This is a genomic window from Methylobacter tundripaludum, from assembly GCF_002934365.1.
In the GTDB taxonomy this organism is placed as follows: Bacteria; Pseudomonadota; Gammaproteobacteria; order Methylococcales; family Methylomonadaceae; genus Methylobacter_A; species Methylobacter_A tundripaludum_A.
Genome location: NZ_PTIY01000010.1, coordinates 17,524 through 32,548, shown reverse-complemented (window position 1 = coordinate 32,548; position 15,025 = coordinate 17,524). Strand labels below are relative to the sequence as shown.

16 protein-coding genes are annotated in these 15,025 nt (G+C 49.9%); 7 read left to right on the top strand and 9 right to left on the bottom strand.

The features are described 5' to 3' along the window. Positions 1 to 130: 130 nt before the first annotated feature. The 6 genes from B0F88_RS12655 to B0F88_RS19925 are packed head-to-tail and all read left to right on the top strand — an operon-like array spanning position 131 to position 3,890. Positions 131 to 1,294: an MFS transporter gene (locus B0F88_RS12655; protein ID WP_181049901.1), complete on the top strand. Its 1,164-nt coding sequence runs from the start codon at positions 131 to 133 to the stop codon at positions 1,292 to 1,294. Positions 1,295 to 1,343: 49 nt separating this feature from the next. Next, a complete protein-coding gene (locus B0F88_RS12650; protein ID WP_104424295.1) occupies positions 1,344 to 1,955 on the top strand; it encodes a MotA/TolQ/ExbB proton channel family protein in 612 nt (203 codons plus the stop codon). Next, complete coding sequence (locus B0F88_RS12645) at positions 1,955 to 2,386, top strand: ExbD/TolR family protein (RefSeq protein ID WP_104424294.1); 432 nt, start codon at positions 1,955 to 1,957, stop codon at positions 2,384 to 2,386. Before B0F88_RS12650 ends, B0F88_RS12645 begins: the two co-directional genes overlap by 1 nt. Positions 2,387 to 2,388: 2 nt before the next feature. After that, positions 2,389 to 3,396 (top strand): tetraacyldisaccharide 4'-kinase, encoded by a 1,008-nt coding sequence (lpxK, locus tag B0F88_RS12640; protein ID WP_104424293.1) that lies wholly within the window; start codon positions 2,389 to 2,391, stop codon positions 3,394 to 3,396. A 29-nt stretch (positions 3,397 to 3,425) separates the two neighbouring features. Further along, positions 3,426 to 3,641 (top strand): ribbon-helix-helix protein, CopG family, encoded by a 216-nt coding sequence (locus B0F88_RS12635; protein ID WP_104424292.1) that lies wholly within the window; start codon positions 3,426 to 3,428, stop codon positions 3,639 to 3,641. A 57-nt stretch (positions 3,642 to 3,698) separates the two neighbouring features. Further along, complete coding sequence (locus B0F88_RS19925) at positions 3,699 to 3,890, top strand: type II toxin-antitoxin system RelE family toxin (protein WP_104424291.1); 192 nt, start codon at positions 3,699 to 3,701, stop codon at positions 3,888 to 3,890. Between the two features lie 113 nt (positions 3,891 to 4,003). Here B0F88_RS19925 and B0F88_RS12625 read toward each other — a convergent pair whose 3' ends face one another. The 9 genes from B0F88_RS12625 to B0F88_RS12585 all read right to left on the bottom strand — a co-directional run bounded on the left by B0F88_RS12625 (position 4,004) and on the right by B0F88_RS12585 (position 14,064). Beyond that, on the bottom strand, positions 4,004 to 4,549 hold the full coding sequence (locus tag B0F88_RS12625) for a DUF4231 domain-containing protein (protein ID WP_104424290.1): 546 nt from the start codon (positions 4,547 to 4,549) through the stop codon (positions 4,004 to 4,006). Between the two features lie 216 nt (positions 4,550 to 4,765). Continuing rightward, a complete protein-coding gene (locus B0F88_RS12620; RefSeq protein ID WP_104424289.1) occupies positions 4,766 to 5,194 on the bottom strand; it encodes a DUF2721 domain-containing protein in 429 nt (142 codons plus the stop codon). Next, entirely contained in the window at positions 5,194 to 6,369 is a 1,176-nt protein-coding gene (locus tag B0F88_RS12615; protein WP_104424288.1) for an NnrS family protein, read from the bottom strand. Before B0F88_RS12615 ends, B0F88_RS12620 begins: the two co-directional genes overlap by 1 nt. 52 nt (positions 6,370 to 6,421) lie before the next feature. Next, positions 6,422 to 7,108 carry a hypothetical protein gene (locus B0F88_RS12610; RefSeq protein ID WP_104424287.1) on the bottom strand — a complete coding sequence of 229 codons (687 nt, stop codon included), beginning with the start codon at positions 7,106 to 7,108 and terminating at the stop codon, positions 6,422 to 6,424. A 40-nt stretch (positions 7,109 to 7,148) separates the two neighbouring features. Continuing rightward, a complete protein-coding gene (locus B0F88_RS12605; RefSeq protein ID WP_104424286.1) occupies positions 7,149 to 7,319 on the bottom strand; it encodes a rubredoxin in 171 nt (56 codons plus the stop codon). A 50-nt stretch (positions 7,320 to 7,369) separates the two neighbouring features. After that, positions 7,370 to 8,314: a 30S ribosomal protein S6--L-glutamate ligase gene (rimK, locus tag B0F88_RS12600; protein ID WP_104424285.1), complete on the bottom strand. Its 945-nt coding sequence runs from the start codon at positions 8,312 to 8,314 to the stop codon at positions 7,370 to 7,372. Positions 8,315 to 8,539: 225 nt separating this feature from the next. Further along, a complete protein-coding gene (gene lpdA, locus B0F88_RS12595) occupies positions 8,540 to 9,973 on the bottom strand; it encodes a dihydrolipoyl dehydrogenase (protein ID WP_104424284.1) in 1,434 nt (477 codons plus the stop codon). A 4-nt stretch (positions 9,974 to 9,977) separates the two neighbouring features. Continuing rightward, the gene (gene odhB, locus B0F88_RS12590) at positions 9,978 to 11,237 is read right to left on the bottom strand and encodes a 2-oxoglutarate dehydrogenase complex dihydrolipoyllysine-residue succinyltransferase (RefSeq protein ID WP_104424283.1); all 1,260 of its coding nucleotides are present in this window, start codon (positions 11,235 to 11,237) and stop codon (positions 9,978 to 9,980) included. 1 nt (position 11,238) lies between these two features. Further along, positions 11,239 to 14,064, bottom strand: a complete 2,826-nt coding sequence (locus tag B0F88_RS12585) for a 2-oxoglutarate dehydrogenase E1 component (RefSeq protein ID WP_104424282.1) — start codon at positions 14,062 to 14,064, stop codon at positions 11,239 to 11,241. 157 nt (positions 14,065 to 14,221) lie between these two features. Here B0F88_RS12585 and B0F88_RS12580 point away from each other — a divergent pair, with 157 nt between their 5' ends. Next, entirely contained in the window at positions 14,222 to 14,983 is a 762-nt protein-coding gene (locus tag B0F88_RS12580; protein WP_104424281.1) for a DUF2914 domain-containing protein, read from the top strand. Positions 14,984 to 15,025: the final 42 nt, after the last annotated feature.

Here is a 15,025-nt window from a genome sequence, read left to right as displayed (position 1 = left end):
AAGCTCCCGCTTGGGAAGCTAGAGCTTCCTGCACTGAATTCCCAAGCTGGAGCTTGGGAACTAGCGCTTACTAAAATCCAACTTAATGGCACTGACGCGTGCGTGGGATCGACTGAAGATGAGCAATTCAATGTCAATTCCATACTGGCGCCTGTCAGGCTTTTACTTCTTTTATTTCGCCACGGTAGGGACTTTTCTCCCTTACTGGAGCCTCTATTTAAAAGAAAGCGGCTTTAATCCGGTTCAAATCGGCGAGCTTTTTGCGCTGCTGGGCGGCACAAGAATTATCGCTCCGATGTTATGCGGCTGGATTGCCGATCATACCGGGAAAAATTTACGCATTATCCGCATAAGCTCTTTTTTAACCGCTTTACTGTTCGCCGGTTTTTTGATTATTGACGGTTATTCCTGGTTCGCCTGGGTAACGGTCGCCTTCGGCATTTTTTGGAACTCCACGTTGCCGCAATTCGAGGCGGTAACCTTATACCATTTAAAAGACCAAGCGCATCGCTACAGCCGGATAAGGCTGTGGGGATCTATCGGTTTTATTGTTTCGGTGCTGGGCGTAGGCCGGTTATTGGATGTCCTGCCGTCCGACATAATCCCGGCAGCGGTTACTTCATGGATGGCGATGATCTGGCTGGTCAGCTTGATGACGCCGCCGGCTCAGGCGACCCATCACGAGACTGCCGCTATCGGCATCCTGCAAATCATAAAAAGACCGGAAGTGCTGGCGTTTCTGCTGGCGAGTATGTTGTTACAGTTCGCCCATGCGCCGTATTACGTTTTTTATTCGATTTACCTGAAACACTACCAGTACTCGGCAAGCCTGACCGGATTTCTTTGGGCGCTGGGTGTTTTTGCCGAGATTGTTTTATTTATTTACATGCGCCGGGTGTTGAAGCGGTTTTCCCTGCGGGCGATTTTATTGGCCAGCAGCCTGCTGTCGATAATGCGCTGGTTGATAATTGGCTGGTGCATCGATTATTTTTGGCTGTTGATTGTTGCCCAGCTATTGCACGCGGCGACCTTTGCCGGTGTTCATGTCGCCGCTATTCATTTGGTTCATCAGTATTTTGGTGACCGGCATCAGGGTAAAGGCCAAGCGCTCTACGCCAGTTTGGGGTTTGGTCTGGGCGGGATGCTGGGCAGTTACTACAGCGGCTATTATTGGGAGTCGTTGGGGGCTCAGTCCGTCTATTCAATGGCGGCGGTTTTTTGTAGCATTGCTTTTGTGATCGTCTATATCTGGGTTGGGCGGGAAAGTTCTCAAGATAAGACGGTCTTGGGTTAAAATAGCGCCGGGTTAGTTCAACCCGACTTGTAATTTTTTGGGAAATAATGTGTTTGAAATCATAAAAAGCGGCGGCTGGATGATGCTGCCGATCGTACTGTGTTCCATTGGCGCCATGGGTATTATCGCGGAACGTTTTTGGTCTTTGCGTAGAAAGAAAATTATACCGCCCGAGCTGGTTGCGCAGGTATGGCGATTGTCGCGCGAAAAAAAGCTGGATGACGCCACTTTGCGGCAATTGAGAAACAGCTCTCCGCTCGGCTGTATTTTGGCCGCAGGCCTCGCCAACAGCCATCACGGCAGGAAATTCATGAAGGAATGTATTGAAGAAACCGGGCGTAGGGTCGTGCATGACCTGGAGCGTTTTCTCAATACCTTGGGTACTATCGCAGCCGTCAGCCCTTTGCTGGGTTTATTAGGCACCGTGTTCGGCATGATCGATATTTTCGCCTCGCTGTTGCAGCATGGCGCCGGCAATCCCGCCGTTTTGGCCGGGGGTATCTCGGTGGCGTTGATTACGACGGCGTCGGGATTGACCGTGGCCATCCCCAGTCTGGTTTTTCATCGCTATTTTGAAAGGCTGGTCGACGAATATGTCGTCACCATGGAAGAGGAAGCGTTAAAACTGGTCGATATGTTGCACGAAGACCGGACGTCCTGATGAAGTTCCAGCGTAAAAAAAGGGAGAATGTCGATATTACGTTGATCTCAATGATCGACGTGCTGTTTGTGCTGTTGCTGTTCTTCATGGTCTCTACAACCTTTAGCCAACATACGGAAGTCAATATCAAGCTTCCCGAGGCGGAAGGATCTGCGGCTGAGGAACATCCCAAAACAGTTTCCCTGATGATCGATGCAAACGGTATTTACTCGTTGGTCGGCGATGACGGGCAGGCTCATCAATTAGCTGATCAAACCAGGGCCGGATTAAAACAGGAGCTGGGCAAACTTGCGGTAAATTCAAAGGATGTCCCTTTTATTATTAATGCCGATGACAAAACGCCGAACAAGGCGGTCATGACGGCGCTGGATATTGCCGGTCAGGTCGGCTTCAGCCGTATCACTTTTGCCACCCTGCATCCGGCCGAATAACCATGAAAAAAACCTTATCCCGATGGCTGGTGGACATCTGGTACAAAGACCCGTTTATCGGCGTGTGGCTTATGCCGCTGGGTTTTCTGTTCAGCGATTTCGTTAAATTCAGGAAGTTTTTGTACCGTATCGGCGTGTTAAAAAAACACAGCCTTCCGGTTCCGGTTATCGTGATAGGCAACATTACCGTCGGCGGCACCGGCAAAACGCCGTTGATTATCTGGCTGGCCGAGTTGCTTAAAAGCCAGGGTTTTAAGCCCGGCATTATCAGCCGAGGCTACGGCGGGCATGCTGAAGTCTGGCCCCAGTGGGTCGATGCAAACAGCACGGCGGAACAGGTCGGAGACGAGGCTTTGCTGATCGCCAAGCAAACCGGCTGCCCGATGACCGTAAGTCCGTTGCGGGCGGATGCCGCCAGACTGCTGCTTGAAAAATCAGATTGCAATGTCATTTTATCCGACGACGGCCTGCAACATTACGCGCTGAACCGGGATATTGAGATCGCCGTGATCGACGGGGAAAGGCGTTTCGGCAACGGTTATTGCCTGCCGGCCGGGCCGCTTCGTGAACCGATAGAAAGATTGCAAAGCGTCGATTTTAGAGTCGTGAATGGAGAGAAAGCGGAAGACAACGAGTTTTCGATGCAAATCACCGGCAATACGGCCGTCAACCTCGCTACCGGGCAGCAAAAACCGTTGCAGGAATTTAACGTTACCGGTTGCCATGCCTTGGCGGGCATCGGCAACCCCGACCGGTTCTTCAAGCTGCTGGAGTCAGCAGGTTTGACCTGTAAAACCCACAGCTTCCCGGATCATTATAAATTCCAGGTTAGCGACATCTTGTTTTCAGATTCGGAGCCGGTATTGATGACCGAGAAGGACGCGGTAAAGTGCATGGCGTTCGCAGGCGACCGGCATTGGTTTGTCCCGGTAAAAGCCGTTCCTGAAACGGGTTTTGCTGAGGGGTTATTGGCTTTGTTGCAAGAAAAAGTCAAAGCTGACCAAAAATAAATTCCTCTAAAAATTAAGAAGGTGATTCTATGATTACATTAGACCAACAGCTAGAGCACCAGCTTGAACATATCGCAGTAGAGCAGGGTATAAGCGTTTCTCAATTGATCGAAGACTTTATTATGGATTACCAATCCGAAAGGGAAGCAGTGGCTCGCGCCGAACAATCTTATGCTGAATACAAGCGTACAGGTCAAACCGTGTCTTTAGATCAACTAATAAAAGACAATGACTTGGAAGATTGAATTTACTGTTCAAGCTGCAAGACAGTTTAACAAGTTGGTTAAACGGTACAGCAAAGAATCAGCACCTTCCTTACTTCTCGCTTGGCTAAATTGGATGATCCAAGGCAACTGGGAAAACGACTACAAGGTCCGTTGTCCGAATTCTGGTCATACAGAGTCGGCGATTACCGTTTATTGACAGTATTTGAGCGTGATCGTTTTATAATCGTTCTTAACGACATTGCTCATCGAAAGCATATTTACAAATAGCTTTAAGCTACCTGTCAAAATGTTCGGAATGGAGTTGTAAACTCTGCATAAACAGAGCCGTAGGCTGGGTAGAGCACCAAAAGTAGGCGCTTTATGCAACGCGAAACCCAGATTTATGACCGCCGATGCTGGGTTTCATTGCATTCAACCCAGCCTACGGAACTATTCTGGGGTTTCTTAATAACTTCGGATGTCTCTGCTGCCATAGTCATAACGTTTAAGGTTGCCGAATTTTCGGATGCGATGGCATCTTCCACCCTCTCAACGAAGAGAGTAAAAGCCTTATTATCGTCTAGCCCCGCATATCGTCCTACCCGCGAGAGGAAGAGGAATTTTTCATGTCCAAGCAACTGTTCAGTAGAGCGGTAATTTTTCCATTGTTCACGATAATGGAAAACACTTTCAAGTGAGACAAAGACCACAACAAGAAGGCTAATTAGCGTAACTACAAGCTTAACTACATCAATGCCCCACAACTCCCAGCCAGGTTGGACATTAATAAGAACTGGAACGATACCACCGCCAACTACTGAGCAGGCACGCATTCGAAGATAGAGTGCTTTAGTTGCGACAGCTTTCCTGTCATACCATGCCTGATATTGCTCTACACGTTCTTTGATGTAGTTCGTGGGTAGAAGTTGTTCTGGCGTATTTTCCATATTTTCAATACAAAATGATGTGGTCTAACAAGTGATTAGATAGTTTCTGTATATCTTCCCTTATCGGATAATATAGAGTTTCTTTTTATCTTGAAGACAGTCAGTAGTGCTGTACTAACCAGCCACTCAAATAATTACAGCAAAAGGCAGATTCAGGTCGTTAATGGACGGTCGGTTTTAACTAAAAAAATCAACACATTCTCGGCGGGGCTTGGGTTATTTCACTCTCTCAATATGAATCATAGTCGCCCGTAAAGAAGCCAGCACATCGATAAACAAACAAACCATTGAGCTGAAAATAAACAACACGCTGAGCACGACAAATACAACCAAGACTTCAGTGCTGATTTGATCGGTAAACCGCGAAGAGATTGAGCCCAGCATAAACACGCCGCTGCTTATCGCGCTGCATAACAGCAGGGCGAAACTCCACTTGAGCACCTGACACCGGTACACCATCGAGTTGAGTTCTTTCTCCAGTTTTTCCGCGGTTGAACTGGTTTTCAGTTCCTCGTAGATGTCTCTGAGTCGGCCGATGGCATGGGTGTAACGGGCGTTCAAGGTCAATACAAAGATGCCGATGCTGGAAAACAAAACCAGGGAGCTGGTTACCAGTTCGACAATGCCATCCAACCTCGACAGCATTAACCCTCCTGGCCGTCAATTCTGGCAGTGGTTAATATCGGTCCGTAAACAAAGACGAATAAGGAGAAGGCCGCCAGCCAGGAAAGCGTCGAGATATAGATTAAAGTTTCGTACCAGCCCGGCATCGCTATCGGCAACAAAACCCGGAATAATGCGGCGATATTGATCAATACAAACGCGACGGCTATCGCATTGGAAGCCTTCATCGCACGGCCGGTATGGCCTAGCGATACCCGCGCCATCATGCCCAGCGTTAATACGCCGATACCGCCCAGCGTAAAAGCATGCAACGCCAACGACGGCGACACCAACGAATAAGCCGATAACACGGTCAACAAAAAGCCGAGGATCACCCAGCCGTAACCGGCATAAAGCACCCATAACAGCGGTACATAGATGACGCGCGGCACATACCAGCCGGACAGTCTGGCGATATTAACGATAACGGCGGCAACTGCCGCCAAGGCCAGCAAGGTTCCTGAAATACCGAACAGTTGCAGGGCGAATACGATAACGGCTGAAGCTACCGATACGTTATCCAGCAACGGGTTTCTGATAATCAGCGTTCCCGGTATGCCGCGTTCGGTAAAGAATGGAAACACCCGTCCGGCAATGATCAAAATTAAAATAATAATAGTCGCAACCGCCAGCTGGATGCCGGTTGCAGCGGAGTTAGGCTGCAAGCCCAGCATTTCAAGGTGGATCATGCCGTTACTTAGCGCCAACAGCAGCAACAGCCCGATGAAGAACAGATTGCGGTACTGCTTTGCCTCAATGATCGGTTTGCTGACTTGATAAGCCAAGACAGGCAGAAATGAAAAATCCACCAGTGCAATCAAGGCGTCAGGCAACAGGCCCGCATAAAACGGCAGGATGCGCCCGTAAAGCCATAACAGGCACAAGTTTGCCAACGGGTCGCCGGTCAAGGTTTGCTTGCCGGTCCAGTTTTTGACTGCGGTCAATAAAAATCCTGCGATGACGGCAACCGCGTAACCCAGCAGCATTTCGTGGGCATGCCAGTAGTTGTTGGAGAAGTAATGTTCCGATGTTAACGTGCCGTTGAATATGGCGTTCCAGAAGACAATCAGAATCAGCGCCGCAAGGCCTGCCAAGGCGAAAAAGGCTCTAAATCCCAGCGCAAAAAGCGGATAATCAAAAATAGGTTGTGATTTCATGGTGTGTTTTCCAGCGGCTCTGCTCAGTGTTCGAGAATTTGTCTAATTATACTCATTTCTCTGTTGAAAGAGCCTTTTGTGTTTCCAAGATGATTTTTTTTACTTTACTCAACACTTGCTGTTGTTGCTCTGAAGGCAGTTTGGCGAAGTCCTGTTCAAATTCGTCCAGGGTATAGGCCGGGGCGCTTGATAAAGCAAGGCCGCAATCGGCAACGACCCGATTAACAGGTTCGGCGGCATGTTCCAAGGGTATGGCGGCGGACAGAACCTTGCGGATCATGGTGTTGACGCGAATAAAAACCGATTGCCCGGTCAGCAAGTCGTCGATGATGCGTTTGGCATGCTCTTCCGCATAGCCTCTGCGTTTCGAGTCCTTGAAGGTTTTCATCTGTAGTTTAACGGGGGGATTTTTGTCGATTTGGTATTCAAAATCAAAAGCGCTGCCTTGCGAGGCGATCAAGCTGTCGGCATCAATAACCACTTGCAGGGCATTGTCCTTGCAGATGATTTCCAGTCTGATGTTGTCATAAAGACCGCGAGGCGGCAGAGGCGACAGCGCAAAGCTATAGTTTCGATTGGTCAATCGGTCGCTTTCCTGGTGATAGCTCCAGGTATCGGCGGCAACGACAGTAAAGGGACAAAGAAACAGCAGTGCCAGAAGGAGTCGCCGGGCGGCTTTGTTAAATAACGCCGTCGACGGAATGGAGTAGGGTAATGCAAAAATATAGCGGCGTGTCATTTTGGATGTCCCCGTATCTAACGGTTATAAAAGTTAAAGCTTATTCGATCAATTTGAAAAAGCTTTTTGGGGCGCCGCATATCGGGCAATCCCAGCTATCGGGAATGTCCGCCCAACGGGTTCCCGGTGCAATGCCGCTATCCGGGTCGCCTTTTTCTTCATCGTAGATGTGTTCACATTCCAAGCAGTGGTATTTTTTAAAGTTCGACATGTTTCACCTCGTTATGGGTAGTCTACGCGTGTTGGAAGCCGGGCGCACGCTTAGCCTTTACCGCGAGTACGGGTTCTGGGGTTGGTGCTGGTAGGCGATTTGTCTTTGGATATTTCCAGCGTCTCAAAGCGTTTTTCAATAAATTGAATGATTAAGTCGGCGATGTCCTTGCCGCTGGCGTTTTCAATGCCTTGCAGTCCGGGAGACGAGTTAACCTCCATAATGACAGGGCCATGATTGGAGCGCAGCATATCGACGCCGCACACATTCAGTCCCATGATTTTTGCCGCTCGCACCGCAGTAGAGCGTTCCTCGGGCGTTAAACGCACTAAAGTGGCGGAACCGCCGCGATGTAGATTGGAACGAAACTCCCCCTCTGTGGCTTGGCGTTTCATCGCGGCAACGACCTTATCGCCGACTACAAAGCAGCGAATGTCGCTGCCGCAGGCTTCCTTGATAAATTCCTGCACCATGATATTGGCTTTGAGTCCCATGAACGCCTGAATAACGCTTTCCGCGGCATTATGGGTTTCGGCCAGAACCACGCCGATGCCTTGGGTACCTTCCAACAGTTTAATGACCAGCGGAGCGCCGCCGACCTGGGCGATTAAGTCTTCAATGTCGTCAGGATTATTGGCAAAGCCGGTTACCGGCAGACCGATGCCTTTTCTGGCAAGCAGCTGGGTTGACCTTAATTTATCGCGGGATCGTGATATGGCTACCGACTCGTTCAAAGGCAATACATTCATCATCTCAAATTGCCGCAATACCGCAGTCCCGTAGAAAGTGACTGAAGCGCCGATCCGGGGAATAACGGCGTCGAATCCCGTTAAATCTTCGCCGCGGTAATGAATGGATGGGTTGTGCGAAGTAATGTTCATGTAACAACGCAATACATCCAGAACCCGTACCTCATGGCCCCGTGCTTCTGCGGCCTGAACCAACCGTGAAGTCGAATACAGTTTGGGGTTGCGGGATAAAATAGCAATTTTCATAAAGACTTAAATTCTCGATTTAACACGGTAAGATAAACGTATATTTTGACATGAAATAAGGCCGGACGCTTTAGAAATACTGGGACCGGTGATGGTATACAAGTAGCTGGAATGTTTTTACCGCGAAGAGCATGAAGGCTTGATGAACAAACCGCCTCGATTTTTTTAATGCCTGAAGTCGGCGAGAAGGTTGTTTTTAATCAAAAAATCAAGCCGATTCCGGCCTTAAGTGCTGAATCTTGTTTTGAGAGCCAGCGCCGCGCCATGCAGGGCTTTGGCAAGGGTAGGGTGGGCGTGTATGGTTCTGGCCAGGTCTTCGCTACTGGCGGAAAACTCCATGGCCAGCACGGCTTCGGCAATCATTTCGGAAGCTTGCGTGCCGATGATGTGAATGCCGAGCAGAGCGTCGGTTTCTGCGTGTGCGATAATCTTAACCATGCCTTCCGTTTGGCCTAAAGCTTGGGCGCGAGCGGTGGCTTTTAAGGGGTAGATGCCGATTTTGATCGGCTCGCCCATCGCTCTTAAAGCTTGTTCGGTCTGGCCGACCCAGGCAATTTCGGGTTCGGTAAAAACAACGCTGGGCAAAAGATCATAGTTGATAGGATTATGGAGACCGGCGATTTGTTCGGCAACAAATAGGCCTTCCTCTATGCCTTTGTGGGCAATCATCGGACCCAGCAAGGTCAGGTCGCCGATCGCGTAAACGCCGGGCAGGTTGCTGCGGCAGTTTTCATCGACATAGACATAGCCGTTTTCATCCAGCAGTAAATCGGCTTCGGCGGCGGCCAGATTTTCGGTGTTGGGTTTCCGGCCGGATGCAACAATCAGTTTATCGACGCGCAGCGCGTGAGTGCCTTCACTATCCTGATATTCTACCGTGACTTTTTTGTTGCCTTTTTTTGCGGAAATAACCCGTGCGCCCAAACGCAGTTCCAGCCCCTGTTCGGTGTAAATACGGTAAGCCTCGCGCGCGATTTGCTGATCGGTCATGCTTAAAAATGTTTCCTGCGCTTCCAACAGGATGGTTTCGGCGCCGAGCCTGCTCCAGATGCCGGCTAATTCAAGGCCGATAACGCCCGCGCCGATTATGGCCAGTCTCTTGGGGACTGCGTCGAGATTTAAAGCCATGCCGGAATCAATAATAAATGCATTGTCGATTTGTGCGCCGGGCAAATCGACCGGGGAGGAGCCTGTAGCCAGAATAATATGCTTGGCTCCGATTATTGATGAAGGCGATCGATCCGCCGGCGTAATTTCCACCCGTCGTTCATTAAGCAATTTGGCTTTCGCTTGAATGCAGGTAATTTTGTGCTGGGCAAACAAGTCGGCAATTTGTCGGCTGAGTGTTTCGATAATATTGTTTTTGCGCTGCATCATCAGCGTAATATCCGCAGTAACGGCATCGGCCTGGATACCGTGTTGCTTCAGATTGTGGTTGAGCGAGTGATAAATTTTCGCCGATTCCAATAAGGCTAAAGATGCAACACAACCGGCGTTGAGGTAGGTGCCGCCCAAGCTGCTACGGCCCTTTTCATTATGCCAGTTGTCAATACAGGCGGTTTTCAGGCCGAGCTGGGCGCAGCGGATGGCGCTGGAATAGCCTGCCGGCCCTGCGCCGATAACGATCACATCAAACGGCTGCATTTGTTTTTTTTGCATGGTCTTATATGTTAAGTAATAAGTGGGCGGGCGCTTCCAGGCATTCTTTGATAGTGACTAAAAATTGCACGGCTTCGCGGCCGTCAACCAGACGATGATCATACGATAAAGCCAGGTACATGATCGGCCTGATAACAATCTGCCCGTTTTCAACCACAGCGCGCTCTTTGATCGCATGCATACCCAGGATGGCGCATTGCGGCGGATTGAGTATCGGCGTGGACAGCATGGAGCCGAAAATGCCGCCGTTGGTGATCGTGAAGGTGCCGCCTTTCAAGTCGTCGTAGGTCAGGGTGCCGGATCGGGTCTTTGCGCCGAAATCGACGATGCTTTGCTCAATGCCGGCAAAATCGAGTTGATCCGCATCGCGCAGCACCGGTACGATCAGGCCGCGCTCGGTGCTGACCGCAATGCCGATGTCGTAGTAGCCGTGATAGATAATGTCGTTGTCGTCAATGGAGGCGTTGATCGCCGGAAAGCGCTTTAAGGCTTCTATCGAAGCCTTAACAAAGAACGACATAAAGCCCAGTTTGACATGGTGCTTTTTTTCAAAGCGTTCTTTGTATTGGTTGCGTAGATCAATCACGTTTTGCATGTTGACTTCATTAAAGGTGGTCAACATCGCGGCATTTTGCTGGGCCTGTAACAGGCGTTCGGCCACTTTGGCCCTTAGCCGGGTCATCGGAACACGCTGCTCCGGTCTCAGATTTGAGCCCCCCCGGCGTTCCGTCGTCTCCTTAGACGTCGGTTGACTGATGGCGGTAGGAGCTTCCACCTTTGTTGAAGACGGGGGGATTTCGGCTTTGGCCGCAGGCACTATGAGCTGGGCTTCCTGCAGGTTTTTTTTATGCAGATAATCCAGGACATCGGTTTTAGTCAGGCGGCCGTCTTTTCCAGAGCCTTTAATGGCCGATGGATCCAACGCATTTTCAGCGATTAACCGGCGTACCGAAGGGCTTAGCGGTATGTCGGATTCTTCTTGCTCGGATTCTGCGCCGGCCGCCGTTGCCGGGCTTGCTTCTATAGCTTGGGGTTCCAGTAAGGCGAGCACGTCGCCGCCGACCACAATGGAGCCGTCTTCCTTGAGTATTTTGCCTAGGATGCCGGATTCCGGCGCCGGGACTTCAAGCACCACTTTATCCGTTTCAAGGTCGACGAGATTTTCGTTCTTGATAACGGTGTCGCCGGGCTGCTTATGCCAAGCGATCAGCGTTGCGTCGGAAACGGATTCGGGTAGGTTGGGGACTAAGACTTCAATGCTCATGTTATTTTCCTGAAGGTTTGCCGTAAAGAGCCGATTGAACGACGGCTTTTTGTTGTTCTATATGGACGCGAAAATTGCCGACAGCGGGCGCTGCCGAGGCCTCGCGACCGGCATAAGTCGTGCTGATTTTGGGGCCCAGATTGTCGCTAAAGTGATGTTTGGACTGATACCAGGCGCCTTGGTTTTGGGGTTCTTCCTGGCACCAGATGAATTCCTTGAGTTGCGGGTATTTGCTAACTTCCGCTCTAAATAACTCGTCGGGAAAAGGATAGAGCTGCTCAATGCGCGCAATAGCGACATGTTTGAGATCGTCCTGGCGCCGTGCTTCCAACAGATCGTAATAGACTTTGCCGGCGCACATAACCAGACGGGTCACTTTTTTCGGATTGATGTCGTCCTGCTCGCCGATGACGGATAGGAACTGGCCGGCGGTTAAATCTTCCAACGTGGAAACCGCCAGCTTATGCCGCAGCAGGCTCTTCGGACTCATCACGATCAACGGTTTGCGATAGGGGCGCAGCATCTGGCGACGCAACAAGTGGAATATTTGCGCGGGCGTGGTCGGACTGCAAACCTGCATATTATGTTCGGCGCACAATTGCAGATAGCGTTCCAGGCGGGCGGAGGAGTGTTCCGGCCCCTGGCCTTCAAAACCGTGCGGCAGCAGCATCACCAGGTTGCACATGCGGCCCCATTTGGTTTCGCCGGAACTGATAAACTGGTCGATAACGACTTGCGCGCCATTGGCGAAATCGCCGAATTGCGCTTCCCAGATGACCAAGGTGTCCGGCATCGTCGTGCTGTAGCCGTATTCGAAACCTAGCACGCCCGCTTCGGATAGCAGGGAGTCGAATATCTGAGCATTGCCCTGATCTTTGTCCAGATGTTTAAGCGGCGTATAGGTTTTATTCTGCAATTGATTATGTAACACAGCATGGCGATGCACAAAGGTGCCGCGCCCGACATCCTGCCCGGTCAGTCGAACGTCGTATTTCTCCATCAGCAAGGTCGCATAGGCCATGTTTTCGGCAAAGCCCCAGTCCAGCGGCATCGCTCCCGCCGCCATTTTACGGCGGTTATCCATGACTTTGGCGACCCTGGGATGTAACTCAAAGCCGGTCGGCAAACGCTGCATTCTGTCGTTGCAAAAGCGTAGGCGATCCATGGAAACAGCCGTTTTACAGGCTGATTTCCAGTCGCTGCCCAGGAATTTATTCCATTGATTGGTGTAAGGGTAGGGGCCGTCGGTTAGCACAGGCCTGGACACCACTTCGCCGGCTTCGAGCAGTTTTTGGTAGTTTTGCTCGAGCTCTGTCGCTTGCTCATCGGTGATAAGCCCGGCTTTAATCAGCTTCTCGGCATAAAGCTTCCGCGTCGTTTTCAGTTTGCGGATTTTTTTATACATCAACGGCTGGGTGGCCGAGGGTTCGTCGGCTTCATTATGCCCAAGTCGGCGATAGCAAATAAGGTCGATGACGACATCCTTGTTAAAGGTCATCCGGTAATCCAGCGCCAGTTTGGTGACAAATATAACCGCGTCGGGATCGTCGCCGTTGACATGAAAAACCGGGGCCTGGATCATGCTGGCCACATCGGTGCAATAAAGCGTGGAGCGTGCATCCTTCGGGTTGCTGGTGGTAAAGCCGATTTGATTGTTGATGACGATATGCACGGTTCCGCCGGTGGAAAAAGCGCGGGTTTGCGACATATTCAGGGTTTCCATGATAATGCCTTGACCGGAAAAGGCTGCATCGCCGTGGATTAATATCGGGATGACCGTGTTGATGCCGTTTTCCCCCGCCCTGTCCTGACGGGCCTTGACCGAACCTTCGACTACCGGATTGATGATCTCCAGATGCGATGGGTTGAACGCCAATGTGATATGGGTCGGCCCCCCCGGCGTGCTGAGGTCGGATGAAAATCCCATGTGGTATTTGACATCGCCGGTACTGACGCCCGGCGAAAGCGGCGAAGTGCCGGCAAATTCATTAAACAGGCTGGCGGGGCTTTTGCCCAGAATGTTGACCAGCACATTCAGCCGGCCCCGATGCGCCATGCCGATTACGATTTCATTAACGCCTTTTGCGCCGAATCCTTGAATTAATTCGTCCAGAATCGGAATTAGTGATTCGCCGCCTTCCAGAGAAAAACGCTTTTGACCGACGAATCGGTTGTGCAAATGGCTTTCTATGCCTTCGGCGGCGGTCAGTAATTTGAGCAGCCAAAGTTTTTTTTCAGGTCCCAAGTCCAGGTTGGTTTTGGAACTTTCCAAACGGTTTATGATCCAGCGCCTGATCTGGGTATCGGCGATGTGCATGTATTCGGAGCCGATACTGCCGCAGTAAATCTCTTGCAGGTTGGCGATAATGTTGCGCAAAGGCAGCCGGTCGACGCCGTAAAGCGCGCCGGTGTCGAACAGCGTGTCCATGTCGGGCTCGGAAAGACCGTAATAAGCAGGATCCATATCGGCGGGCGGGGGCAAGGTCCTTCCCAACGGATTATTGTTGGCAATCTGGTGTCCGCGGACCCGGTAATGATTGATGAGCCGGGCAACAGCCGATTGTTTTTTGACGCTTTCTTCGGTAAAACCTTGTAACTTTGCCAGTCTGCCTTGAGATTTAAGCGCAAGTTGCGCAAAGCGCTCTACGACAGGGCTGTGAGGCGTTTCAAAATCGGCGCCGTTGTGAATTTCGTTGAATTTTTTTTGCCAGCTGGCTTCGACAGAATCCGGGTCTTCCAGGAATCGTTCATACAGATTCTCAACAAAGTCGGCGTTGCTGCCATAGAGAGAAGAGGAGTCTTGAAAAAGTTTAAGCAGCTTACTCATTATGAATGTCCAATTTATTCTGCAAGGATTTTGTCTTGTCTGAACGCTTAAGTAGTATATTACCAACATTTAACCCATGTACTGACTAAAATATGCTGCGCTTAGTCAGGAAATACAGCCAAGATGTTTTCTTCCAAAGTATAGCCGGAATAATTTTATGATAGACAAAAGAAATATTGTAATTAAAGTTAAATACCCGGTATCTGGAAAAGCGCCGGAGAATCCGACGCCCAAGATGGTAACAGAGTGGAATGTTAAAAGGATTCTGCTTGCCGGCGGCGTGCTGGTTCTGATCTTATCGTCGTTGTTTTATGTTATTAATAACGATACGCAAGAGACAAATTCAGATAATACTGCGGCGATAGTTTCCGCGGCAGAAAAACAGGTGACGCCGGAGGATGATAATAGGGAAGCGGATATAAAGAGCCGGGATATACCCAGCCAGTCAGGCGCAAAAGCTAACCCTTCAGTTAAGCCGGAAAAAGAGCTTATTAAGAAAAGCAAGCAAACTACCGGTATTGCTGCTAAGGAAGTTATAAAAAAACAATCCAGTAATAAATTTAATAAAGAACAATGGAATTCAGGCGATAATCATAATGTGTCGAGAGCGTGGCTAACCTATAAGATTGATAATAAAGCTCCGGGAGCCGAGGTAGTTAAGGTTTTGGACGTTAGCCGTGAAAAACCGGTATGGGTTGATTATTTTATTGAATTAAGGGCGATGAATGGTAAACGTGTTTATCATGAGTGGCTTAAAAACGGTGTGGTTGTTTCCAGGAAAGCATCGGTTATATCAGGAGATAGCTCGCGCACATCAAGTCGAAAGTTATTATCCGATTCCGAGCAAGGTAACTGGGCCGTGAGGCTGGTCGATGAAAAAGGCCGGTTATTAAATGAAAAGAAATTTAAAGTCGAATAACTTTTAATCGGTATATTGATTGTTAGATAATTGAATATATTT

Excerpts from the sequence above, each read along its gene's own strand:
- B0F88_RS12620 (WP_104424289.1), bottom strand. The coding sequence starts at position 5,194 with ATGCTGTCGAGGTTGGATGGCATTGTCGAACTGGTAACCAGCTCCCTG.
- B0F88_RS12605 (WP_104424286.1), bottom strand. The coding sequence starts at position 7,319 with ATGTCGAACTTTAAAAAATACCACTGCTTGGAATGTGAACACATCTAC.
- B0F88_RS12580 (WP_104424281.1), top strand. The coding sequence starts at position 14,222 with ATGATAGACAAAAGAAATATTGTAATTAAAGTTAAATACCCGGTATCT.
- B0F88_RS12625 (WP_104424290.1), bottom strand. The coding sequence starts at position 4,549 with ATGGAAAATACGCCAGAACAACTTCTACCCACGAACTACATCAAAGAA.
- B0F88_RS12610 (WP_104424287.1), bottom strand. The coding sequence starts at position 7,108 with ATGACACGCCGCTATATTTTTGCATTACCCTACTCCATTCCGTCGACG.
- odhB (WP_104424283.1), bottom strand. The coding sequence starts at position 11,237 with ATGAGCATTGAAGTCTTAGTCCCCAACCTACCCGAATCCGTTTCCGAC.
- rimK (WP_104424285.1), bottom strand. The coding sequence starts at position 8,314 with ATGAAAATTGCTATTTTATCCCGCAACCCCAAACTGTATTCGACTTCA.
- B0F88_RS12585 (WP_104424282.1), bottom strand. The coding sequence starts at position 14,064 with ATGAGTAAGCTGCTTAAACTTTTTCAAGACTCCTCTTCTCTCTATGGC.
- B0F88_RS12655 (WP_181049901.1), top strand. The coding sequence starts at position 131 with ATGTCAATTCCATACTGGCGCCTGTCAGGCTTTTACTTCTTTTATTTC.
- lpxK (WP_104424293.1), top strand. The coding sequence starts at position 2,389 with ATGAAAAAAACCTTATCCCGATGGCTGGTGGACATCTGGTACAAAGAC.
- B0F88_RS12645 (WP_104424294.1), top strand. The coding sequence starts at position 1,955 with ATGAAGTTCCAGCGTAAAAAAAGGGAGAATGTCGATATTACGTTGATC.
- B0F88_RS12635 (WP_104424292.1), top strand. The coding sequence starts at position 3,426 with ATGATTACATTAGACCAACAGCTAGAGCACCAGCTTGAACATATCGCA.
- lpdA (WP_104424284.1), bottom strand. The coding sequence starts at position 9,973 with ATGCAAAAAAAACAAATGCAGCCGTTTGATGTGATCGTTATCGGCGCA.
- B0F88_RS12615 (WP_104424288.1), bottom strand. The coding sequence starts at position 6,369 with ATGAAATCACAACCTATTTTTGATTATCCGCTTTTTGCGCTGGGATTT.